Annotated in this window: 21 protein-coding genes; 16 read left to right on the plus strand and 5 right to left on the minus strand. The window is 30.7% G+C overall.

Annotation, left to right across the window (positions count from 1 at the left end; all coding sequences use genetic code 11):
- Position 1: 1 nt before the first annotated feature.
- Positions 2–889, minus strand: coding sequence for a 4-hydroxy-tetrahydrodipicolinate synthase (gene dapA, locus G8C41_RS03190; protein WP_166006087.1), 888 nt, complete (start codon positions 887–889; stop codon positions 2–4).
- 114 nt (positions 890–1,003) lie between these two features.
- Entirely contained in the window at positions 1,004–2,038 is a 1,035-nt protein-coding gene (locus tag G8C41_RS03195; RefSeq protein ID WP_166006088.1) for an acyl-CoA reductase, read from the minus strand.
- Positions 2,039–2,103: 65 nt separating this feature from the next.
- On the opposite strand from G8C41_RS03195, the gene G8C41_RS03200 reads away from it, so the two are divergent.
- The 4 genes from G8C41_RS03200 to G8C41_RS03215 all read left to right on the plus strand — a co-directional run bounded on the left by G8C41_RS03200 (position 2,104) and on the right by G8C41_RS03215 (position 5,870).
- Positions 2,104–2,454 (plus strand): 4Fe-4S dicluster domain-containing protein, encoded by a 351-nt coding sequence (locus G8C41_RS03200; RefSeq protein ID WP_105297776.1) that lies wholly within the window; start codon positions 2,104–2,106, stop codon positions 2,452–2,454.
- Between the two features lie 61 nt (positions 2,455–2,515).
- Positions 2,516–3,580 carry a 3-phosphoserine/phosphohydroxythreonine transaminase gene (gene serC / locus G8C41_RS03205; protein ID WP_166006089.1) on the plus strand — a complete coding sequence of 355 codons (1,065 nt, stop codon included), beginning with the start codon at positions 2,516–2,518 and terminating at the stop codon, positions 3,578–3,580.
- A 22-nt stretch (positions 3,581–3,602) separates the two neighbouring features.
- Positions 3,603–4,556, plus strand: a complete 954-nt coding sequence (locus tag G8C41_RS03210) for a D-2-hydroxyacid dehydrogenase (RefSeq protein ID WP_166006090.1) — start codon at positions 3,603–3,605, stop codon at positions 4,554–4,556.
- Between the two features lie 63 nt (positions 4,557–4,619).
- Complete coding sequence (locus tag G8C41_RS03215) at positions 4,620–5,870, plus strand: DUF1015 domain-containing protein (RefSeq protein ID WP_166006091.1); 1,251 nt, start codon at positions 4,620–4,622, stop codon at positions 5,868–5,870.
- Positions 5,871–5,949: 79 nt separating this feature from the next.
- Here the strand turns inward: G8C41_RS03215 and G8C41_RS03220 are convergent, their stop codons facing one another.
- From G8C41_RS03220 to G8C41_RS03230, 3 genes are all read right to left on the minus strand, one after another.
- Positions 5,950–6,570 carry a DUF4230 domain-containing protein gene (locus tag G8C41_RS03220; protein ID WP_105297772.1) on the minus strand — a complete coding sequence of 207 codons (621 nt, stop codon included), beginning with the start codon at positions 6,568–6,570 and terminating at the stop codon, positions 5,950–5,952.
- A gap of 133 nt (positions 6,571–6,703) precedes the next feature.
- Complete coding sequence (locus tag G8C41_RS03225; protein ID WP_105297771.1) at positions 6,704–7,261, minus strand: hypothetical protein; 558 nt, start codon at positions 7,259–7,261, stop codon at positions 6,704–6,706.
- Between the two features lie 271 nt (positions 7,262–7,532).
- Positions 7,533–9,077: a bifunctional response regulator/alkaline phosphatase family protein gene (locus G8C41_RS03230; protein WP_160543106.1), complete on the minus strand. Its 1,545-nt coding sequence runs from the start codon at positions 9,075–9,077 to the stop codon at positions 7,533–7,535.
- Positions 9,078–9,134: 57 nt separating this feature from the next.
- Here G8C41_RS03230 and G8C41_RS03235 point away from each other — a divergent pair, with 57 nt between their 5' ends.
- The 12 genes from G8C41_RS03235 to bshC all read left to right on the plus strand — a co-directional run bounded on the left by G8C41_RS03235 (position 9,135) and on the right by bshC (position 23,909).
- Positions 9,135–10,364 (plus strand): HD domain-containing protein, encoded by a 1,230-nt coding sequence (locus tag G8C41_RS03235; protein WP_166006092.1) that lies wholly within the window; start codon positions 9,135–9,137, stop codon positions 10,362–10,364.
- Positions 10,365–10,405: 41 nt separating this feature from the next.
- The gene (gene lpxD / locus G8C41_RS03240; RefSeq protein ID WP_166006093.1) at positions 10,406–11,425 is read left to right on the plus strand and encodes a UDP-3-O-(3-hydroxymyristoyl)glucosamine N-acyltransferase; all 1,020 of its coding nucleotides are present in this window, start codon (positions 10,406–10,408) and stop codon (positions 11,423–11,425) included.
- A gap of 25 nt (positions 11,426–11,450) precedes the next feature.
- Positions 11,451–12,854, plus strand: a complete 1,404-nt coding sequence (locus G8C41_RS03245; protein WP_166006094.1) for a bifunctional UDP-3-O-[3-hydroxymyristoyl] N-acetylglucosamine deacetylase/3-hydroxyacyl-ACP dehydratase — start codon at positions 11,451–11,453, stop codon at positions 12,852–12,854.
- A gap of 4 nt (positions 12,855–12,858) precedes the next feature.
- Positions 12,859–13,647 carry an acyl-ACP--UDP-N-acetylglucosamine O-acyltransferase gene (gene lpxA / locus G8C41_RS03250; protein ID WP_105297766.1) on the plus strand — a complete coding sequence of 263 codons (789 nt, stop codon included), beginning with the start codon at positions 12,859–12,861 and terminating at the stop codon, positions 13,645–13,647.
- Between the two features lie 33 nt (positions 13,648–13,680).
- Positions 13,681–14,247: an elongation factor P gene (gene efp, locus G8C41_RS03255; protein ID WP_105297765.1), complete on the plus strand. Its 567-nt coding sequence runs from the start codon at positions 13,681–13,683 to the stop codon at positions 14,245–14,247.
- Between the two features lie 49 nt (positions 14,248–14,296).
- The gene (locus tag G8C41_RS03260; protein ID WP_166006095.1) at positions 14,297–15,208 is read left to right on the plus strand and encodes a UDP-3-O-(3-hydroxymyristoyl)glucosamine N-acyltransferase; all 912 of its coding nucleotides are present in this window, start codon (positions 14,297–14,299) and stop codon (positions 15,206–15,208) included.
- A gap of 35 nt (positions 15,209–15,243) precedes the next feature.
- Complete coding sequence (gene sucD, locus G8C41_RS03265) at positions 15,244–16,116, plus strand: succinate--CoA ligase subunit alpha (RefSeq protein WP_166006096.1); 873 nt, start codon at positions 15,244–15,246, stop codon at positions 16,114–16,116.
- 40 nt (positions 16,117–16,156) lie between these two features.
- Complete coding sequence (locus G8C41_RS03270) at positions 16,157–16,738, plus strand: porin family protein (RefSeq protein ID WP_166006097.1); 582 nt, start codon at positions 16,157–16,159, stop codon at positions 16,736–16,738.
- Positions 16,739–17,349: 611 nt separating this feature from the next.
- Positions 17,350–17,571 carry a DUF2795 domain-containing protein gene (locus G8C41_RS03275; RefSeq protein WP_055424695.1) on the plus strand — a complete coding sequence of 74 codons (222 nt, stop codon included), beginning with the start codon at positions 17,350–17,352 and terminating at the stop codon, positions 17,569–17,571.
- 97 nt (positions 17,572–17,668) lie between these two features.
- Positions 17,669–21,001 carry a preprotein translocase subunit SecA gene (gene secA, locus G8C41_RS03280; RefSeq protein WP_166006098.1) on the plus strand — a complete coding sequence of 1,111 codons (3,333 nt, stop codon included), beginning with the start codon at positions 17,669–17,671 and terminating at the stop codon, positions 20,999–21,001.
- A gap of 94 nt (positions 21,002–21,095) precedes the next feature.
- Positions 21,096–21,965 carry a peptide chain release factor N(5)-glutamine methyltransferase gene (gene prmC, locus G8C41_RS03285; RefSeq protein ID WP_166006099.1) on the plus strand — a complete coding sequence of 290 codons (870 nt, stop codon included), beginning with the start codon at positions 21,096–21,098 and terminating at the stop codon, positions 21,963–21,965.
- Between the two features lie 345 nt (positions 21,966–22,310).
- Entirely contained in the window at positions 22,311–23,909 is a 1,599-nt protein-coding gene (gene bshC / locus G8C41_RS03290; RefSeq protein WP_166006100.1) for a bacillithiol biosynthesis cysteine-adding enzyme BshC, read from the plus strand.
- Positions 23,910–23,927 lie beyond the last annotated feature (18 nt).

A 23,927-nucleotide genomic window follows, 5' to 3' on the forward strand; every position in this document is an offset into this window, starting at 1 on the left:
TTTAAGCTAAGATGGATAGGTTTTCTAATTCTTTTTCTATTTTTTCAATGAGATTAGAAGACGCAGGAGTTAATGGTAAACGCGTATAGGGTTTACAAATTCCTTTAAGAGATAATAATGCTTTTATACCGGAAGGGTTACCTTCAGCAAAGATAAGTTCAAACAGTTTTTTAATTTTATAATGAATTTTATAAGCATCATCGACTTTCCTTTCTAATGCCAGTTGTATCATCTGAGAAACTTCATGGGGAAGAGCTTGACCTAAAACAGATATAACTCCCAAACCACCTGCTAATACCATAGGTAAAGCCAATTCATCATCTCCGGAAATCACCATAAAATCAGATGGTTTATCTTTAATAATTTGTGTGGATTGTAAAAAGTTTGGGCTTGCTTCTTTAATTCCTAAAATATTTGGGCAGTCTTGAGCTAATCGAAGGGTTGTTGCAGCTTCAATGTTAGAGCCCGTTCTACCGGGAACATTATATAGTAGTATAGGTTTGTTGCTGTTTTCTGCTATGCTTTTATAGTGAAGATAAATTCCTTCTTGGGAAGGTTTATTGTAATAAGGAGAAACGGAAAGTATTGCCGTAAAATCTTCCAGATCGGTTGTACGAACTTGATGTAATATATCTGCCGTATTATTTCCCCCTATACCCAAAACCAAAGGTAATCTCTTGTTGTTACTCTTTTTTACGCAATCAATTACCTGTTTTTTTTCTTCTGAGTTTAAAGTAGCATTTTCGGCAGTAGTACCCAAAATTACTAGGTAGTTGGTACCGCCTTCAATATTGTAATTTACTAATTTTTCTAAGGATGGAAAATCAACCGTCCCATCTTCGCAAAAAGGTGTAATCAAAGCCACACCTAATCCTTGTAATGATTTCATAAGAGTAACAATTTTGTCTTTATACTATAAAAAGTAAAAATACTATTAATTATTGAAATATGTAAAAAAATGAATGATAGATATAACTATTTTATGGCCTTAAAAATAAGCATCTTACAAATTCGATAAGAAGTCTAAAGTATCAACGCCATCTGCATAATCATCTATTTTAGGATTTTGAGCCTGTCCGGGAGATACTGTTTTAAATTGTTGATAAGGTTGGGCACTCACTACGCATTGTAGAGAATCTGCATGCTGAGAGATAAATTTTTCAAGTTCTGAGTCATCCGAATACGTACTGTAATATAGAGTGCCTATAGGACTAAATAAATTCCGAGATTCTTTCAATAGTATAAAGTTATTATCCCAAAACAGTTCTTGATTCATTAGATAAATCGCTTTATTATAATCGTAATTATTCGAATATTTGGTATGATTAATACAATCTTGATAGGAAATAAAAACTTCGAAGAGTTTATTAATATCATAATTTTCAGGAATGAAAAGTTGAGTAACACTTCTGCATCCTAAACCAAAATAAGAAAATACATCATCTGCCAGGCCGTGCAAATCTTCTTTCGATTCATTCCCGTTAAGTATAGCGATTGAAGTTCTATTTTTACGTATTATATGCGGTATATCTTTAAAATAATATTCAAAATATCTGGCAGTATTGGTAGTACCGGTAGTAATAACCGCATCACAAGGAGGAAGTTTATCTACCCATTCAAATTCCAATTCTTCACAAAATTCTTTCCATAAGTTAAGTATAAAAGGGATAAGAACAGCGTCTTTAGATGATAATTTTATTTTTGCCTGATGCCCTGCCAGCAAAGTACTGATACAGTCGTGAAAACCAACCATTGGTATATTACCCGCTAATACCAATCCAACTGTTTTAGATTCTTCGGATTTTATTGTATAGTTAGATAACCATTGGGTTAGTATTTCTTCAGTAAGAACATTATCCCAATAAGTCAAAACCGAAAGAATGCTGTTTTCAGTAAACCAAGGGTTTTTTATCTCAGCATGAGAGATACTATTTTTAAATTCGGAATATGTTGGGGATTCCGCCCGGTTTTTAGTAAGAAATTGATCTAAAATATTTCTTACAGCAGCTAACGACTTTATTCTTTGATTTAAACTCATTTTTACTTATGATAAATGTGAAAAAAATTGTATAATTTTGCACAAAAGTAAATTAAAATTAAATAATGGCTATAAAAATTACGGATGAATGTATAAATTGTGGAGCTTGTGAGCCGGAATGTCCTAATAATGCAATATATGAAGGAGCTGTTGACTGGAAACTGTCTGAAGGAACAGGTTTAACCGGTATGGTAGTTACGAAAAGTGGTCTTTCAATTGATGCGGATGCTCCTCAAAAACCTATATCTGACGATATTTATTATATAGTTGCTGACAAATGTACAGAATGCGTAGGGTTTCATGAAGAACCCCAGTGTGCTGCTGTATGTCCTGTCGATTGTTGTGTTCCGGATGATGCTCATGTTGAAAGTAATGAAGAACTACACGCTAAAAAAGATTTTTTACATCCTTCTTAAAAGAAGTTGTACGCATTTACTTTATTTCTCAATAAGATAAAAACATTATATTTATTAAATAATGAAAAAATATAACTTTAGTGCAGGACCTTCTACTTTACCGGAAGAAGTTATTCAACAAGCCTCTCAGGCTGTATTGGATTTTAATAATAACGGGATCTCTTTAATTGAAATATCTCATAGAAGTAAAGATTTTATAGCTATCATGGAAGAAGCTAGATCGCTAGCTAAGAAATTAATGAAGTTGGATGATAATCATGAAGTTTTATATTTACAAGGAGGAGCCAGTTTGCAATTTTCAATGGTTCCCTATAATCTGCTTAAGTCGAAAGCGGCTTATGTTGACAGCGGAAATTTTGCATCTATGGCAATTAAAGAAGCAGAAAAAATCGGTAATATAGAGGTTGTTGCTTCATCTAAACAAGATAAATATACCTATATTCCTAAAGATTATGTGGTACCCTCTGATGCTGATTACTTACATATAACCACCAATAATACGGTATACGGAACAGAAATAAAAACATTTCCTGATACTGATATACCTTTAGTATGTGATATGTCATCGGATATTTTAAGCAGGAACATAGATTATAATAAATTTGCTGTATTGTATGCAGGTGCTCAAAAAAATCTTGGTCCGGCAGGAGTTACCCTGGTTGTTGTGGATAAAAGATTATTGGGAAAAACAGGAAGAAATTTACCTTCTTATTTAGATTATGAAGTTCATATTGCCAAAGAAAGTATGGCTAATACTCCACCCGTTTTTGCAGTGTATACCACCTTATTAAATTTACGCTGGTTAGAGAAACAAGGAGGAACAGAAGGCATTGAGAAAAAAAATAAAGAAAAGGCGGAATTGTTATATAATGAAATCGATCGAAATCCGTTATTTAGAGGTGTTTGTGTGAAAGAAGACAGATCGCCTATGAATGTATGTTTCTTTTTGAACGATGAAGAAAAACATAAAGCCCGATTTGATCAAATGTGGAAAGATGCAAATATTGTAGGTGTGGGAGGATACAGAACAGTAGGAGGATACAGAGCCAGCATTTACAATGCCATGCCTTTAGAGGGGGTGCAAGTGTTAGTTAATGTTATGAAAGAACTTGAAAAAACCGCTTAAAAATTAATTTAAAAGTATTACAATGAAAATATTACCTAACGATGGCATTTCTTTATCTGCGATCGAATTTTTAGAAAAAGAAGGACATGAAGTATTAAACCATAAAGTAGCTCAAGAACAATTAGCTAACTTTATAAATGATAACAACATTGACGTATTATTAGTTAGAAGTGCTACTCAGGTACGAAAAGAACTGATAGATCAGTGTCCGTCAATAAAAATTATTGGTAGAGGAGGAGTAGGCATGGACAATATAGATGTACAATATGCCAAAGAAAAAGGAATTCATGTAATTAATACTCCGGCTGCATCTTCCAGATCTGTCGCAGAATTGGTATTTGCACATATGTTTAGCCTATACAGATATTTGCAAGATTCTAATCGTAACATGCCTTTGGAAGGAGACACGAATTTTGCAGCATTAAAAAAGTCTTATTCAGGAGCTATGGAGCTTGGAGGTAAAACTCTAGGGGTTATCGGTTTCGGACGAATCGGGGTGGAAGTTATCAAAATAGGATTGAGTTTAGGAATGAAAATATTGGTTTCTGATGTAAATGACATCACAAAAACAATTACATTGGATTTCTATGACGGTCAACAAGTTCATTTTGAAATATCTACAGTTCCTATGGAAGAAGTCATTAAAAATTCTGATGTTATTTCTGTACATATACCTAAACAAAATAAATATGTAATAGGAGAAGCTGAACTAAATAAAATGAAGCCTAATGCAATTATTGTGAATGCTTCAAGAGGGGGTATTATCGATGAAGTTGCCTTAATTAATGCCTTAAATGAAGATAAAATATTCGGAGCAGCATTAGATGTTTTTGAAAAAGAACCTAAACCGGAAATTACTTTATTAATGAACCCTAAACTATCTTTATCTCCACATATAGGAGGAAATACCAAAGAAGCTCAAGAAAGGGTAGGTATGGAATTAGCTGATCAAATTATTGAATTAGCAAAAAAATAGTATTGTAAACAATATACATTAAAAATTTTATTTAGTTCTTACATTGTTCTTAAATGGTCTTATATGTTAAGTTTTAAACCTTTTAAAGGAATACATGCTAAAGAGGAAGATATCAAAGATTTTCCCATGTATTCGCCGGATATATATTCTGATGAGCAAATAAGAATGAAACTAAGAGGCAAAACTCCTTCTTATATCGATCTTATTAAACCGATTTTTTTCAAAGGAGAAAGTCCTTTGGAAAATCGTTTAAAAAAGATAAGAAAAAGGTATGAGGATTATGTGAAAGACAATTTGCTTGATCATGATCCTGCCTCATTTTATATTTATGAGCAGAAAAAAAAGTCCGGAGAAACCTTTAGAGGAGTTATAGGATTAATCTCTGTGGATGATTTTAAAGGAAAAAATATAAAAGTACCTTCACCTACTAATGAAACGAAAGTCAATGGATTTACCCAATTTTTAGATACCACCTATTTGCAAACTAATCCGATATTACTTTGTTATGAATCCAATTCCAAAATAGAGATATTAATGGATTTAGAAATGAAAAGTAAACCGTTTATCCATTTTGTGGATGAAATGGAGGTTTCACATAGATTATGGAAAATAGATAACCGATTAAAGTTATCACAATTTAAAGACGTTGTTTCCAATTTGCCGTCTTTATATTTAGCCGATGGATATTACCGGTTGATGGGAGCTATAAAACACTCAGACAAGATTAAAGATAAGAGTAAAACTAAAAATTTCTTATTTGACCAAAACCATCAAGTATTATCTTTATTAGTTTCAGGTCAAAACTTAAAAATTATAGAATATAATAGATTAATAAAATCACTAAACGGGTTAACAAAAAAAGATATTTTCTCAAAACTGGAAGAACATTTTACTATTAATTATAAAGGAAAAGAACCCTATTTTCCCTCACATAAACATCATATAAGCATGTACATGGACGGAGAGTTTTTTGGTTTATACATTAAACATGAATTTAGGGGAATGAAGGAAGGATTAGGTACTATTGATACGTATTTATTTAATACCTTTATCTTAGAAAGGATTTTTAATATAATGGATTCCAAGCAAGAAATGAATTTAGTATCTTATATAAAAGGATCCAACGGTATTGAAGGGATAAAAAAAATAAAAGAAGAAGTAGATACGGGTGATTTTACTATAGGATTTGGTTTTTATCCTCCTTCATTTTCCGACTTACAAAAAGTATTGGAATTAGGAGAAAAATTACCCGATAAAATCACCTATATTGAACCTAAATTTCCTACGGGTATGATTATGGTAAACATGAAATAAATAAATAATAATAAATTATTATAATCAAAATTCATATCCATTAGTCGATGGATAAAATTTTGTAATTATCAAAACTCAATTAATCTTTCATTGATTGTATTTGACCGGCATAAGGGGTGTCATCAATAATTTTCCAATTATTTAGTTTTACCATGTTATACAATTCTTTCAGATTGGAAATTAACTGTTTTTTAGCTAAAGATTGTATATTAGATTTTTGAACTTCTTTAGTTATATCTTTTTTCCCTTCTTCCATTACTTCATTAAGTTCAGATTTTGAAAAATCATTTAAAAAACCGGTTTCCATATTATAAATTTCAACATCGGGATATACATGTAATTCGGGATCGGGTATTGACAAAATATGTACTGTTTTATGAGCTGAATCTACCTCAATTTTCATCTTTTTCATATCATACGTTACTTGAGCCATGGCAGTAATGTACAATACAATATTTTTATTTAGAAAATCAAAATATTTAGGATTAAAATTATTATACTTTTTAGTCTTAAATGAAGAATAATTTTGTTCAATAACAATCATTTTATTCAAACGCTGAATTTCATGATTTATAATTCTGGTTTCAGATTTTACATTTTCTTTACCCGATTGTCTTAAAATAAATATAAATAGTAATAAACCTAAGATTAAAAATACTATGGATATAAAATATTTTTTTAAAAATTTAAGGATTATCATTATATATTTTTTAGTGTTAATAATAGTGCATAAATCATGCAAAAAGATAATAAAATAAAAATAGTTTAAGGCGTGAATGGAATAATTTTTATATAGGATTTTTATTTGATTTAAACAATAGTATATTAATATACTATTGTTTAAATTCTTTTCCGGTAAGAATTTTGTATAAATCTAATTCCAGGGATTCTTTTGGAGATTCAACTATTCTACCAATTTCTATATCGCTGCGTTTAGGGTTATGATTGGCTTTATAGAGTATAAAAGTTGGTATACTAACTATATTCTTTTGATTTTGTTCGCCATACAAACTCTCTTTTTTACGATTTAAAGCATAAAGTTTTAATTTTCTTTGAGGATAATTGGTTACATCCAGGATTTTTAAAAATCGAGGAAGTTGCTCATGAGTGTCGCTGCACCAAGTTCCAAAATATATTTCAATTTTATATATTTTTATTTTATTTTTTATTTTATTTATAACATTACGATCAGGAACATAGGAATTATATTCGTCTGTATACCATGAATTAAAATCAGATTGTTTCAAGGCATCTCTAGTTATTTGACCAAATAAAATGGTTTCTCCTTCCGGATCGGTTAGCTTTTTATTAACAATCATTTTATCGGATGTTCTACAACTTATAAGTATAGTTAAAATAAATATAAAAATAAGGGATTGTTTAAACTTCATATAAATATAATTTTGGTAAATATACAAATCTCCGTCTATTATCTTTAAAAGAATAGTTCAAACATTTAATATAACATAATTTCACAAAATTTAACTTACAAATACCAATAGTATAAAATACAAAATTTAAGTATTTAATTATATAGTATCAAGCGTTAAAATGAAGAATTAAAGATAATGCTTACTAGTTTATCATAAATAATTAAATATATGTTCTTGTGTTAAATGTTGTTAGTTTAAGCAACTGTGTTTAGATGGAATATTTAATTGTTTATTCCAAAACAGCTATAGGAATAATCATTTCCTCAAGTGAAATCCCACCATGCTGGTAGGTATCTTTATAGTAATTAACATAATGGTTATAATTTTTTGGATAAGCAAAAAATTTGTTTTCTTTAGCAAAAATATATTTTGAGTTTAAATTAACTTTTGGTAAAAAATAATCCTCAGGATCACTCACGGCAAAAACATCTTTTTCATCATATTGTAAGTTTTTTCCTAATTTATATCTAAGATTGGTGGATGATTCTTTATCGCCAATTACTTTACTAGGTTTTTTCACATAAATGGTACCATGATCGGTTGTAATGATCAATTTAAACCCTTCTTCCGCGGCGGATTGAATTATTTTTAATAAGCTTGAATTTTCAAACCAAGTATAAGTCAAGGATCGGAATGTTTTGTCATCCCTGATTAACTCATTGACAATATTATTGTTGGTTTTCGCGTGAGAAAGAATATCTATAAAGTTATAAACGATAGTGATAAAATCTGCATTACTGCTGTGATGTTTAAATTCATCTGAAATTTTTTTCTCAAATTCAGCATTTAAAATTTTAAAATATTTATTTCTAATATTTTTTAGCCCTAAACGCTGAAGCTGAGCTGTTAATAATTCACTCTCATATTGATTTTTATGTTCTTCATCATTCTCGCCTATCCAATATTGAGGAAATTTTTTTTCAATCTCTAAAGGTAGTAATCCGGCAAAAAAAGAATTTCTTGCATATTGAGTAGCTGAAGGAAGAATGCTAAAATAGGATTTCTCAGTTACAGAATTAAAATACTTAGAAAATAATGGTTCAATAATTTTCCATTGATCATAACGCAAATTATCGATCATTAAGAGCAAAACCTTTTTATGTTTGTTAATAACCGGTCTAACGACATCATTGAATGCAGTATGAGACATGATCGGTTTTTGTTCAGAATGCAACCAATCATGATAATTATTTTCTATAAACTTTGCAAACAAACTATTTGCTTCATCCTTTTGATTGCTTAAAATAGCACTCATTTCAACATCGGAAAGTTTATCAAAACTAATATCCCATTGAATAAGTTTTAAATAAAGTTGAATCCAATCTTCATACGATTGAGCATACATTAAGTCCATTGAAATCTTTCGAAATTCCTGTTGATAATTTTGAACCGTTTTTTTCTCGATTATCTCATCACTTTTAAGTATTTTCTTTAAACTTATTAATACTTGATTGGGATTAACAGGCTTAAGGATATAATCTGTGATTTTTTCGCCTATGGCTTCTTCCATAATATCTTCAGCTTCATTTTTCGTTACCATAATTACAGGTAAATTCGATTTTATTTCCTTTATCTTTTGTAGAGCTTCTAAACCGCCAATACCGGGCATATTTTCATCAAGCAGAACTGCGTCAAAATTGTTTATGGGAATCAGTTCTAAGGCCTCAGCTGCATTGTTGACATAAATAACCTCATATCCTTTGTTTTTTAAAAAAATTATATGAGGTTCCAAAAGTTCTATTTCGTCATCAATCCATAATATTTTTTTACCCATGCTTATATAGTTATTTATTTACATTAATTTTGCATTAATGTACAAAAAATATGCCTATTGGAAAAAATAAATAAGAGGAAAATTTTTAATGATCCGGTATTAGGATTTGTTTCCATATCCGATGAATTACTATTTGATATAATTGAACATCCCTATTTTCAGAGGTTACGACGGATATCTCAAACAGGCTTAAGCTATTATGTTTATCCCGGTTCTACGCATTCGAGATTTCTTCATGCCTTAGGATGTATCAACTTGATGCAAATTACCCATAAAGTCCTGAAAGATAAAGGCGTTAAAATTTCAAAAGAAGAAGAAAGAGCTTCTTTAATAGCTATATTATTACATGACATAGGACATGGACCCTTTTCCCATGCACTAGAATCAACATTATTGGAAGGAATACATCACGAAAAACTTTCAATCACTTTTATGAAATTATTTAATGAGGAATTTAATAATGAATTATCATTAGCAATTGATATTTTTTTAAATAAATATCCTCGTAAATTTTTCCATCAGTTAATTTCAAGTCAAATAGATTTAGATCGATTGGATTATCTAAAAAGAGATAGTTTCTTTACCGGAGTTTCTGAAGGTAACGTAAATTCAGAAAGGATTATAACTATGATGAATGTAGTTAATGATGAATTAGTAATTGATGGTAAAGGAATCTATTCTATAGAGAAATACTTGACATCAAGAATGTTTATGTATTGGCAGGTATATTTCCATAAAACATCGGTAACAGCCGAAATATATTTAATTGAAGCTTTAAAAAGAGCCAAACAATTGGTAAAAAAAGGTAAAAATGTCCCTTCATCCGATGTGTTGCAATATTTTTTGGAAAAATCTGACTTTGTTGAAATTAATAAAATGGACTTGGAGAAATTTGCTCAGCTTGATGATTCTGATGTAATTTCAGCCTTGAAATTATGGCAGTCTCATGAAGACAAAACATTGAGTTTATTAAGTCAATTCATTATTCAAAGAAAATTACCCTTATCACTTATAATTTCAGAACCTATTTCAAATGAAAAAGTACAACAAATAAAAAATGAAGTTAAAAAATTATATTCCATAGAAGATGCAGGGTATTTTGTACACCAAAAAGAGTTAAGTGTATTAGCATACAACGATACCAAAGACCCGATCAAATTACTTTTAAAAAATGGGAAAATTTTGGAATTACAAAAAGCAGATAATCAAGTCTTAGTTAAAGATTTAAGAAAGAAAATAACTCGTTATCATTTATGTATACCCAGAGAAATTAGTGGTGTTAAATAAAGATTTTTATAATCATAATAAAATGTTTACATTTGCCAATCATGGAATTTAGCGCTGAACAAGTAGCAAATTTAGTAAATGGGGTTATAAAAGGTAACCCACAGGAAAAAGTATCTTATATATCTAAAATAGAAGATGGTAAGCCCGGTACCATAACCTTTTTAGGAGGAGAAAAATATCAGGAATATTTAAAAGATACTAAAGCTTCTATTGTTATTATATCAAAAGAACTATTACCGAAGGACATTTCCAATTTACCAACTATTATTGTTGTGGAAAATGCATATTCAGCTTTCAATAAATTATTGACTATTTATAATGAGATGAAAATAAAAAAACAGGGTATTGAAAGTCCTGTATTTATATCTCAATCTGCAAATTTATCGGAAGATGTTTATGTAGGGGCATTTGCTTATATATCAAATCATGTAAAAATAGGTAACAATACTAAAATTTACCCTCAGGTATTCATAGGTGAAAATGTTAGTATTGGAGATAATTGTTACTTAGGTCCCGGAGTTAAAATTTATGATGATTGTGTAATAGGAAATAATTGTTCTATTCATGCAGGAACTATAATAGGAGGAGACGGTTTTGGATTTCAGCCAACAAGCGAAGGATACGAAAAAGTACCCCAATTAGGTAATGTTATTATTGAAGATAATGTAGAAGTAGGATCTAATTGTTCTATTGATCGAGCCACCATAGGATCAACAATTATCAAAAAAGGAGTTAAATTAGATAATTTAATACAAGTAGCACATAATGTAGTAATTGGAGAACATACAGTTATAGCAGCTCAAGCAGGTATAGCAGGTTCTTCAAAATTAGGAAAATGGAGTATGATCGGTGGGCAGGTAGGAATTTCCGGACATCTAAATGTAGGAAATAGAGTTATAGTTCAAGCACAAAGCGGGATAACTAATGATGTAGAAGATGACCAAAGACTATTCGGTTCTCCTGCAATACAATATTTAAAATATCAAAAAAGTTTTATATACTTTAAAAAACTTCCTGAAATAGTCAATAGATTAGAGAAGTTAGAAAAAGGTAAAAAGTAAATCTTTAACTAGTAATTTATATAAAATGTCAGATAAGCAAAAGACACTTAAACAGGAGTTTACATTAAAAGGAAAAGGTTTGCATACAGGTAAAGAAGTTGTCATGACAATTAAACCTGCACCTGTAAACACAGGATTTATTTTTGTTAGGGTGGATTTGGAAGGGCAACCTACTATTGAAGCTGATGCAACCTATGTGACTTCTACTGAAAGAGGTACCGTTTTAGAAAAAAAAGGAGTAAAAATACATACTTGTGAACATGTATTAGCTGCATTAACCGGAATGGATTTGGACAATGCATACATTGAGATGGATAGTTCAGAACCTCCTATTATGGATGGCTCATCTAAATTTTTTGTAGAAGCTATTGAAGTAGCGGGTGTAGTTGAACAAGAAGCAAACAGAGAATACTTCACAATAAAAGAAATAATTTCTTACACAGATCCGGAAACAGGTTCAGAGATTACTGCAATACCTTCCGATCACTTTGAAGTAGCTACTATGGTTGATTTTGGTACGAAAGTATTGGGGACACAAAATGCTACCATGAAAAGTATTCAAGATTTTAAATCTGATTTTGCCAATGCCAGGACCTTCAGTTTTCTTCATGAACTGGAAACTTTATTAGACTCCGGATTAATAAAAGGCGGAGATATTAATAATGCCATTGTTTATGTAGATAAAGAACTTTCCCCGGATACCCTGGATAAACTAAAAGTTGTATTTAATCAACCGGAAGTAAGTGTAAGACCTAACGGAATATTAGATAACGTGACCTTATACTATCCAAATGAAGCAGCCAGACATAAATTATTAGATGTCATTGGTGATTTAACCTTAGTAGGGGTTCGATTAAAAGCTAAAATCATAGCTACCAAGCCCGGACACCATTGCAATACACAGTTCGCAAAAAAATTAAATAAATTATATAAATTATTTAAAAGAAAAAATATACCGGAAATTGATTTGCAAAAAGAACCGGTATACGATATAAAAGATATCATGAGAATGCTTCCCCATCGTCCTCCATTTTTATTGGTGGATAAAATAATGGAAGTTGATGATAAACATATAATCGGAGTTAAAAACGTAACTATCAATGAACCTTTTTTTGTAGGTCACTTTCCTAATGAACCTGTTATGCCGGGAGTATTACAAATTGAAGCTATGGCTCAAACAGGAGGTATTTTTGTGCTCGAAAATGTAGATGATCCTCAAAATTACTCTACCTACTTGATTAAATTAGATAATGTAAAGCACAAAAGAAAGGTGATACCCGGAGATACCTTAATTTTTAAAATTGACTTATTAGAACCTATACGAAGAGGAATTGTACATATGCAAGGATATGGATACTGTAATGGACATATGGTTGTTGAAGCAGAAATGATGGCTCAAGTAGCGAAAACCAAAGAAGAGAAGGAGTAGAAAAATGATTCAACCATTAGCTTTTGTACATTCCGATGCAAAAATTGCAAAGAATGTTGTTATTGAACCATTTTCATCTATTTATAAAGATGTTGAAATTGGAGAAGGAACATGGATAGGCTCTAATGTTATTATCATGGAGGGAGCTCGAATTGGAAAAAATTGTAAAATATTTCCCGGAGCAGTAATTTCAGCAGAACCTCAAGATTTAAAATATAAAGGTGAAAAATCCTTAACGATTATAGGAGATAATACTGTACTGAGAGAATGCGTAACTGTAAGTAGAGGTACTTCAGATAAAATGAAAACAGTTATAGGCGAAAATTGTCTGATAATGGCTTACTCCCATATCGCACATGATTGCGAAGTAGGGAATAATTGTATATTCTCTAATAATACCACCTTGGCAGGACACATAACTGTAGGAGATTACGTTGTAATGGCAGGAATGACAGCCGTACATCAATTTTGTTCCATTGGTAATCATGCATTTGTAACCGGAGGATCACTTGTAAGGAAAGATATTCCCCCTTTTGTAAAAGTTGCCAGGGATCCATTGTCCTATGTTGGTATTAATTCTGTAGGACTAAGAAGGAGAGGTTTCAGTTCCGATAAAATTGCGGAAATACAAAACATTTATCGAGTTATTTTTCAAAACAAATTGAATATCACACAGGCCTTATCAGTAGTAGAAGCTGAATTTGAGGCCACCCCTGAAAGAGATGAAATCATCCAATTTATACAATCAAGTATGAGGGGGGTAATGAGAGGATTTAACGCTCAAGGATTATAAAAATAGTAGTAAAAAAATTTAAATTATATACATATGGCTGGAATGGGAGATATAAAAAAGGGACTTTGTATCAATTTTAATGATGACATCTATAAAGTAATTGAGTTTTTACATGTTAAACCGGGTAAAGGCCCTGCTTTTGTAAGAACTAAATTAAAATCTTTAACATCAGGAAAAGTTGTTGATAATACCTTTTCAGCAGGTAGTAAAATAGAAGATGTAAAAGTTATTACTCGCAAATATCAATATTTATATGATGACGATCATGGTTTTCATTTCATGAATAACGATGATTTTTCTCAAATTTATATAGATAAAAATTTGATTGAAAATGCTCAATTTATGAAAGCAGGAGAGGAGGTTATGATTATTCTTAAAGAAGAAGATGAAACACCATTGTCAGCAGAATTACCGGCAAGTGTTATCATGGAAGTAATAGAAGCAGAACCCGGCGTTAAAGGAAACACAGCTACCAATGCGCTTAAAAATGCAATCATTGAAACCGGAGCGAAGGTTTTAGTGCCCCTATTTATTGAGGCCGGTGAAAAAATAAAAATTAATACAGATGACGGCTCTTATATCGAAAGAGTAAAAGATTAGAAAAGATTAAATATATTCGTATATTTACCTATCATTTTTATTTAATATCATGAAATTTCCAAAATCATTTACACTAAAAAACATTGCATCAATTATAGGATGTGAATATATTGGAAAAGATGACTTTCCAATTTATGGAACTAACGAAATTCACCGCGTAAAAGAAGGAGAAATAGTTTTTGTAGACCATCCCAAATATTATGACAAAGCATTACGCAGCGAAGCAAGTGTAATTTTGATTAATAAAAAGGTTGAATGTCCGAAAAATAAAGCACTCCTTTTATCTGATGATCCTTTCAGAGATTTTAATAAAATCAATGATTATTTTGTAAAATTTACGCCTCAAAATAAGTTAATTTCAGATGACGTTCAAATTGGTACAAACACCGTTATACAACCGGGAGTTTACATTGGTAAACATGTAAAAATTGGCAATGATTGTGTGATTTTTCCAAATGTTACCATACATGATTATACTGAAATAGGTAATAATGTCGTTATACAATCAGGAACGGTACTTGGAGGTGATGGCTTTTATTATAAAAACCGCGGAAGTTATTATGATCGATTGAAATCCGTAGGTAATGTTATAATAGAAGATAATGTTGAAATTGGTTCGAATTGTACTATCGACCGAGGAGTTACAGCTTCTACCATTATCGGTGAAGGTTCAAAATTGGATAATCTCATACAAGTGGGACATGATACCATTATTGGAAGAAAATGCTTAATAGCATCTCAAGTAGGTATTGCCGGTTGTTGTAATATTCAAGATGAAGTGAGCATATGGGGACAAGCAGGATTTGCCTCTTCACTTACTGTGGGAGAAAAAGCTGTGATATTGGCACAATCGGGAGTTTCTAAAAATTTGGAAGCAGGAAAAACTTATTTTGGTTACCCTGCCGAAGAAGCTAAAAAGAAATTAAAAGAAATGGCTACACTCAAAAGATTAGCCAAATAAAAATTGAATTAATTATTCATCTTTAAATTATAGATATGTCTGTTTTGGTTGATAAAAATTCCAAAGTAATTGTTCAAGGATTTACAGGTAAAGAAGGTTCTTTTCATGCAGAACAAATGATTGAATACGGAACCCAAGTGGTTGGAGGAGTAACTCCGGGAAAAGGAGGAACTACCCATTTGGATAGACCTGTTTTCAATACAGTTAAGGATGCTATCGACCAGACAGGGGCTAATACCTCCATCATATTTGTTCCCCCTGCGTTTGCTTCAGATTCGATAATGGAAGCAGCACAAGCCGGAATAAAAGTTATTATATGCATTACAGAAGGTATTCCCGTTGAAGACATGGTTCAAGTTAAAAATTATCTTAAATCATACGATTGCACATTAATAGGCCCTAATTGTCCGGGAATTATATCAGCGGAAGAGGCAAAAGTTGGAATCATGCCCGGTTTTATTTTTAAAAAAGGAAAAGTCGGTATAGTTTCTAAATCAGGTACGCTAACCTATGAAGCTGCTGACCAAGTGGTTAAAGCCGGGTATGGGATTTCAACCGCAATTGGAATTGGTGGAGATCCTATCGTAGGAACATCTATTAAAGATGCCTTGCAACTACTTATCGAAGATAAAGATACAGAATGTATAGTTATGATAGGGGAAATTGGAGGTCAACTGGAAGTAGATGCGGCATTATGGTATAAATCAAATAATATAACCAAGCCTATTGTCGGATTTATTGCAGGAATTACTGCTCCTAAAGGAAGAACTATGGGTCATGCCGGGGCTATTGTTGGAGGAGAAAATGATACAGCACAATCAAAAATGAAAATTATGGCTGAATGCGGTATCCACGTTGTCAACTCTCCTGCAGATATAGGAAAAACGGTAGGCAAAATATTCGTTTAGGTATTTTTTGCACAGCAACAAACCAAAAAATTATATATTTATGAGAAAAAGCGTTCTTTTATTATTATTAATTCCGATTTTGTCTTATTCGCAAGTAAGATTTGGTGTAAGAGGAACACTTCAAAATACAAGTGTTTCCAATATACATAAAGAATCCAGCAGTAGAAATGCAGCATCTTTCGGTGTTTTAGCCCAAATTCAATTAGACTATTATAATCGGTTTTTCATACAGCCTGAGATATCATATTCCATGCAAGGGGAAAAAGATAAGATTAATCTGTCAGGAAATCAAACGAAGGCTAAATTTTTTCAAAATTATATAAACATACCGATTTATTTTAGGGCATATTTATCAGAATCCGAAAACGAATTTTTTGCAGAAGTTGGTCCTCAATTAGGAATATTAATATCCCAAAAAGATAAAGACTTAGAAAAAAAGCGATACGGATCCAACCCTAAGAATCTTGATACATCCATATCAGTAGGTTTAGGATATAGTATTGTTAGAAAATCAGAAATTTTCGTTCGTTATAATTACGGTTTTATGGATATTTATGATAAATTTTACCAAAAACAAAATACATCAGTAATTGCTTTAGGTTTTGCCTATATTTTTGATTAATTAAATATAAATAAAAATATATTTATGGGATTAATTTTGTTTAATCCCATTTTTTGTTATATACTTTCTGTGATTTTAAATTCTATAATTATAATATAATAGGTTTTACTATAAGTAAATTAAAACTATTAATCTACTATTTTAAATTTCATACCATTATAAAAACTAGACCTAAAATACCGACAGCTTTAAGTTTTATCTATGAAAAATTGTCAGTTATAATATATGACATTTGTGACAGAAAATTTTCAGCTATTATTTTTTTTAAAATTGCAACATTTTTTTTTAAAATATGTATTATTTAAACTAAAGGACACTTTTTATAAAAATAATATTAATATTTTTATTTATAACAGTACAATAATTTATATTTTAAATACAATAATTATCACTTTTATATATTGTCTGACCTATATAATAGTCAACTTGATAAAAATTATTGACGATAATAATCCAATAAACTAAGTGAACAAATTATCTCAAATACTATAATAATTAGATTATAAATTGAAACTATTTGTATTAAATAGAAATAAAAAATGGGATTAAAAAATTTGGCTTGAAGTTTGATGTGTGGAAGGAAAAATTAATCATAATATAAATTTTACCTTATGTATTGGACCTTAGAATTAGCGTCTTATTTAAGTGATGCGCCGTGGCCCGCCACAAAAGATGAATTAATTGATTATGCCATCAGAACCGGCGCCCCTTTGGAAGTAGTTGAAAATCTACAGGCAATTGAAGATGAGGGCGAGATTTACGATAGCATTGAAGAAATATGGGCGGATTATCCGACTGATGATGATTTCCTCTGGAACGAAGATGAATACTAATTTATAAGCCCTAGCTCGTTTAGGGCTTTACTTTTCATAGTTCATACTAAAAAAGCTTTTTTTTAGTACATTTGTACGTACAAATTAATTACATATAATGAATATATTAAATTCAGTCCTCAAATTATTTATTGGGGATAAACATAAAAAAGATCTTGCACAATTAAATAAATATCTGGACAAAATTAAAAAGGAAGAAGAAAGTATTTCTTCTTTATCTTTTGATGATCTAAGATTTAAAACCATTGAGTTTAAAGAAAAAATATCTCAAGCAACTTTTGATCTTAAAAATAAAATTGCAGAATTAAAAGAACAAACTCAAAATGTTGATAATATAGACGAAAAAGAGCGATTATACAGCGAGATTGAGAAATTTGAGAAGGAATCCTATGAAGTTGAAGAAAGAATATTGGAAGAAATACTTCCCCAAGCGTATGCTTTAATTAAAGAAACAGCCCGTCGATTTGCTGAAAACAACACTATTACCGTTACAGCCACCGATTTTGATAAAACATTGGCATTAACTAAAGAGTATGTTACCATTGAAGGAGATAAAGCCGTATGGAGAAATTATTGGAATGCGGCGGGTAAAGAAGTAAAATGGGACATGATTCATTATGATGTTCAGTATATAGGGGGAACGGTATTACATCAAGGAAAAATTGCTGAAATGGCAACCGGTGAGGGAAAAACGTTAGTAGGAACACTTCCTATGTATTTGAATGCTCTACCGGGACGTGGAGTTCATGTAGTAACAGTTAATGATTATTTAGCAAAACGGGACTCCGCATGGATGGCTCCTTTGTTTGAATTTCATGGATTAAAAGTAGATTGTATTGATAACCATCAACCCAATTCTGAATCTCGAAGACAAGCTTATCTTGCTGATATTACTTACGGAACTAATAATGAATTTGGATTCGATTATTTACGTGACAATATGGCAAATTCTCCAAATGACTTAGTTCAAAGAGAACTTAATTATGCCATTGTCGATGAGGTAGATTCCGTTCTAGTAGATGATGCACGTACGCCATTAATTATATCCGGTCCGGTACCTCAAGGAGATAAACAAGAATATCAGGAATTAAAACCGGTTGTTGAAACCATTTTTACGGCTCAAAAAAATGAAATTTCAAAATTATTTCAGGAAGCAAAACAATTAATAGCTTCAGGAGATAAAAAAGAAGGAGGTTATAAATTATATCAAGTATATAGAGGATTACCTAAACATAAGCCTTTAATTAAATACCTTTCAGAAGAAGGGAACAAAGCTATTTTGTTAAAAGCAGAAGCTTATTTTATATCGGATAATAACCGAATGATGCCTGAGGCAGATAAAGATTTATATTTTTCAATTGATGAAAAAAATAATCAGGTGGAACTTACCGATAAAGGAATTGAATTTTTGTCAAAAGGAAATTCCGATCCTAACTTTTTTGTATTAGAAGATTTAGGAACTGTATTTGCCGATATTGAAAATAAAAACTTATCCAAAGAAGAAGAACATAAAGAAAAAGAAGAATTCTTACGATACTTTGCTATCAAATCCGAACGTATTCATTCTTTAAGTCAGTTGCTCAAGGCATATACTTTGTTTGAGAAAGATGTAGAATATGTTGTAATTGACGGACAAGTTAAAATTGTTGACGAACAGACCGGACGTATTATGGAAGGGCGTCGTTATTCTGATGGATTGCATCAAGCTTTAGAAGCTAAAGAAAATGTAAAAGTCGAAGCAGCAACACAAACATTTGCTACAATTACTTTACAGAATTACTTTAGAATGTATAATAAATTGGCAGGTATGACCGGTACTGCCGAAACGGAAGCCGGAGAATTTTGGGAAATATATAAATTAGATGTAGTGGTTATTCCTACCAACAAACCTGTAATTAGAAACGACCAACAAGATTTAGTTTATAAAACCAACAGAGAAAAATTCAATGCCGTTTTAAATGAGGTGATACGTTTATCTCAAGAAGATAAAAGACCGGTATTAGTGGGGACTACTTCTGTAGAAATTTCCGAATTATTAAGCAAAGCTTTAAAATTAAGAAAAATACCGCATAATGTATTGAATGCAAAATTACATAAAAAAGAAGCAGACATTGTTGCAGAAGCGGGAAATCCGGGAGTAGTAACTATTGCTACCAATATGGCAGGAAGGGGTACCGACATTAAGTTGACGGATGAAGTTAAAGCCGCAGGAGGGTTAGCTATTATTGGTACGGAAAGACACGATTCTAGACGGGTAGACAGACAGTTAAGAGGTCGTGCCGGTCGTCAGGGAGATCCGGGATCTTCTCAATTCTATGTTTCTCTAGAGGATAATTTAATGCGTTTATTCGGTTCTGATCGAATAGCTAAAATGATGGATCGATTAGGGCATAAGGAAGGAGATGTAATTCAACATTCTATGATCACTAACTCTATTGAAAGAGCTCAGAAAAAAGTTGAAGAAAATAACTTTGGAATTCGTAAAAGATTGTTGGAATATGACGATGTAATGAATAAACAAAGGGAAGTAATTTACAGCAGACGTAAAAATGCTCTTTTTGGTGAGAAGTTAAGTATCGATATCGCTAACATGATTTATGATACTGCTGCTTTATTAGTAAGAGACAATAAACAAGATAAAAACTATAAAAATTTTGAGTTTGAGTTAGCAACAGTGTTTGCTATGGATACTCCTGTAGATGAAGCAGAGTTTAACAGATTATCTGAAAAAGAACTTGTTGATAAAGTTTTTGAACAAGCAGAAGCTTATTATAAAGAAAAATTAGAAAATACGGCACAACAGTTGTATCCTATCATATCTAACGTCTTTTTAGCAAGAGGAAACACATTTAAAAATATTTCCGTTCCTTTTACTGACGGTACAAAAGTATTAAATGTAACCACCAATTTAGAAGATGCTTACAATTCTGAAGGAAAAGCTTTATTAAAAGACTTTGAAAAAGGAATTACTTTAGCATTAATAGATGAAAATTGGAAAGAACATTTAAGAGAGATGGATGAATTAAGAAAGTCTGTACAATCTGCCGTTTACGAACAAAAAGATCCGTTGGTTATTTATAAACAAGAATCCTTTGCTTTATTTAGGGATATGTTAGATAAAACCAATAAAGAAATTATATCTTTCTTGTTCAAAGGAGGTTTACCATCTGAACCTGAAGAATCAAAAATAGAACAAGCTCGTGAAGTAAAACAAAAAGTAGTTGAGAGCAGAGAATTTGTTGAAAACGATGAAAAACAGACTCAAGAAAAGCCGGTTTCCGAACCATTACGTGTAAACAAGATCGGAAGAAATGAAATGGTACATGTGCGTAATTTGAGAACCGGAGAAGTTAAATCTTTGAAATTTAAACAAGCGCAAAGTCTTATAGAGGAGGGAAGTTGGATATTGGTTGATCAAGAGGATGAATAACCTCTAAAAAATATTATAACATTGAGCCGGAATAATAAAAAATTATTATTCCGGTTTTTTATAAAAAAAATTAAAACCTAAATGCATATTTAGCATGAAATCATTAGCAGAAATTAGAAACGAGTTTATTAAAAATCTTTCTTCGCAATATACACTTAAAGAAATAGATATTATTTTTTATGCGTTGGCAGAAACATATTTGCATAAAGATAAAATTACCTTAAAATTAGGATTGGATGAAATGCAAGAAGATTCTCAAATAAAGCCTACACTTTTTCAAACAGCCTTATTTCATTTAATTAGCGGTATGCCTTATCAATATGTGGTAGGTTATACGGAATTTTACGGCTGTAAAATTTCTGTAAATCCCCATGTGTTGATTCCCAGACCGGAAACAGAAGAATTGGTATCTTGGATTTGTAATGACTTTGAAAATAAAAATGAAGAGTTGAATATCATTGATTTATGTTCCGGAAGTGGATGTATTGCTATTGCATTAGCTAAAAACTTAAAAGCAAAAGTATCTGCTCTTGAAATTGACGAAAAGGCTATAAATTTGGCCAAAAAAAATGCAGAAAGCAATCAAGTACAGGTAGATTTTATACAGTCTGATTTACTTAATACGGGTCACCTAATAAAGAATACTGAAAAGTATGATATTATTGTATCCAATCCTCCCTACATCAGAGAATATGAAAAAGAAGGTATGGAGAGTAGGGTAGTCAATCATGAACCATCCAAGGCCTTGTTTGTACCGGACGATGATCCATTGGTTTTTTACAGGAGTATAATAGATTTTTCACTAAAAAACATGAAACCACAAGGAAGAATATATGTTGAAATTAATCAAGATTTAGGAGAAAAAACCAGACAACTGTTTTTGGAATACTTTAATTACGTAGAGTTAAAACAAGATATATCCGGTAATTTTAGGATGATTAAGGCTAAAGAGATAGCTTTTTAAATAAGTAAGTATATAGTGTGTAATTGTATTAAAAAAGTTAAAATATCTATTTTTGAAGTAGCATTTCATTTTCCATCAAAATTCATCATCGCAGGTTCTTAGTCAGCCAAAGTCATAGAACGTTCTTTTTCTTAAATAGTAAGATTAGATCTTCCTGCCTTTTCCAAACCTTACTTTTATAAGAATATAATGTTAATAATTAATATATATTAATATAGATAGTGTAAATGTTTGGCACAATTATTTTATTTACAGTAAATAAGGTTAAAAACTTAATCTTTGTCATTACTATTTAGATACAAAAGTGTAGTTTTTATCTGACAAAATTTATTGTAAATTTGAATTGTGAAAAATCAGATTAACATTGCCGATATTCCCGGAAATTCTCAATTAATTAAAGATTATATAACTAAGGAGGAAAAAATCGCATCTTTTTATGGAAGAAATTTATCACCTGAATCTTTACTTATACAGGCTAGAGAAAAAATTTCCAATTATAAACACAGGGAAAAGTTAATTGATGAATTGCAACGACAGTTAAAAAATTTACAATTGTCTGAAAAGCAAACAATCAATCTAAAAAATCTTAGTTTAGCGAATTCAATAACCATCACAACCGGGCATCAACTAAATTTAATGACCGGTCCGTTATATTTCATCTATAAAATTTTACAGGTAATAAAATTATGTGATACGATGAATGACAGACAAGAGGAATTTAAATTTATTCCAATTTTCTGGATGGCTACGGAAGATCATGATTTTGAGGAAATAAATCATTTTAATTTTAATAGAGAATTTATAAGTTGGAATGAGAAACATCATGATTATGTAGGTGAAATTTCAACCGGTGGATTAAAAACTGTCTTATCCGATTTTTATGAAGAATTGAAATATTATCCTTTTGGAAAGGAATTAAGAAAGATTATTGAAAAATCCTATTATACCGCGGATAATCTTTCAGATGCCACTCGAATTTTAGTTCATGAATTGTTTAAAGAATATGGTCTATTGTTTATAGATGGAAATACAGAATCTTTAAAAAAATTGTTTATACCGTTTATTAAAGATGATATCAAGGAAAAAAAATCTTTCCGAATCATTTCAAAAACAATCGAAAAATTAAAATCGAATCATTATAAAATACAAGTAAATCCAAGAAAAATTAATTTTTTTTATCATAAAAATAAAGAAAGAAACCGTATAGATGAAACCAATGGTAAATATTATATTTTAGGAAGCTGTAAAAATTTTAGTGAAGTTGAAATACTGGAAGAAATAGATAAACATCCCGAAAATTTCAGTCCCAATGCATTAATGAGACCGGTGTATCAGGAAGTCATATTGCCTAACGTTGCCTATATTGGTGGAAATGCAGAAATTGCATATTGGATGGAACTTAAAGATTATTTTTCTGAACAAAATATTCCTTTTCCTATATTGGTACCAAGAAATTCTTTTTTATTGATTAATGACAATCAAGAAAAAAGAATGAAAAGACTTTCTTTGAATATCAATCATTTATTTCTTCCTAAAGAACAAACTATTAATACCCTAGTAATTCAAAATTCATCCTATATATTTGATTTTGCAAAGTACGAAAGTCGTTTAAAAGTTATTTTCGATGATTTATTGAAAGAATCTGCCAATACAGATCCTAGTTGGAAAAATATGATTTTGGCTCAAAAGAAAAAGCAGCTCAATGGGTTGGAAAAAATAAACAAACGTTTTTATAAAGCAAATAGATTAAAACATAAAGAAATTGTTTACAATTTTGAAAAATTATATGAAGAATTATTTCCTGAAGGTAGTTGGCAGGAAAGGGTCTACAATTTTTCATTTTATTATGCCACAATGGGATCTGAATTTTTAGCTCGAATATATAATGAAATCAAAGAATTTCAAAATATTGTAACAGTATTTAATTTAGAAAAAGGGAAATAAATAATTTAATTACATTTG

It is taken from the genome of Apibacter sp. B3706, from assembly GCF_011082725.1.
Lineage (GTDB): Bacteria > Bacteroidota > Bacteroidia > Flavobacteriales > Weeksellaceae > Apibacter.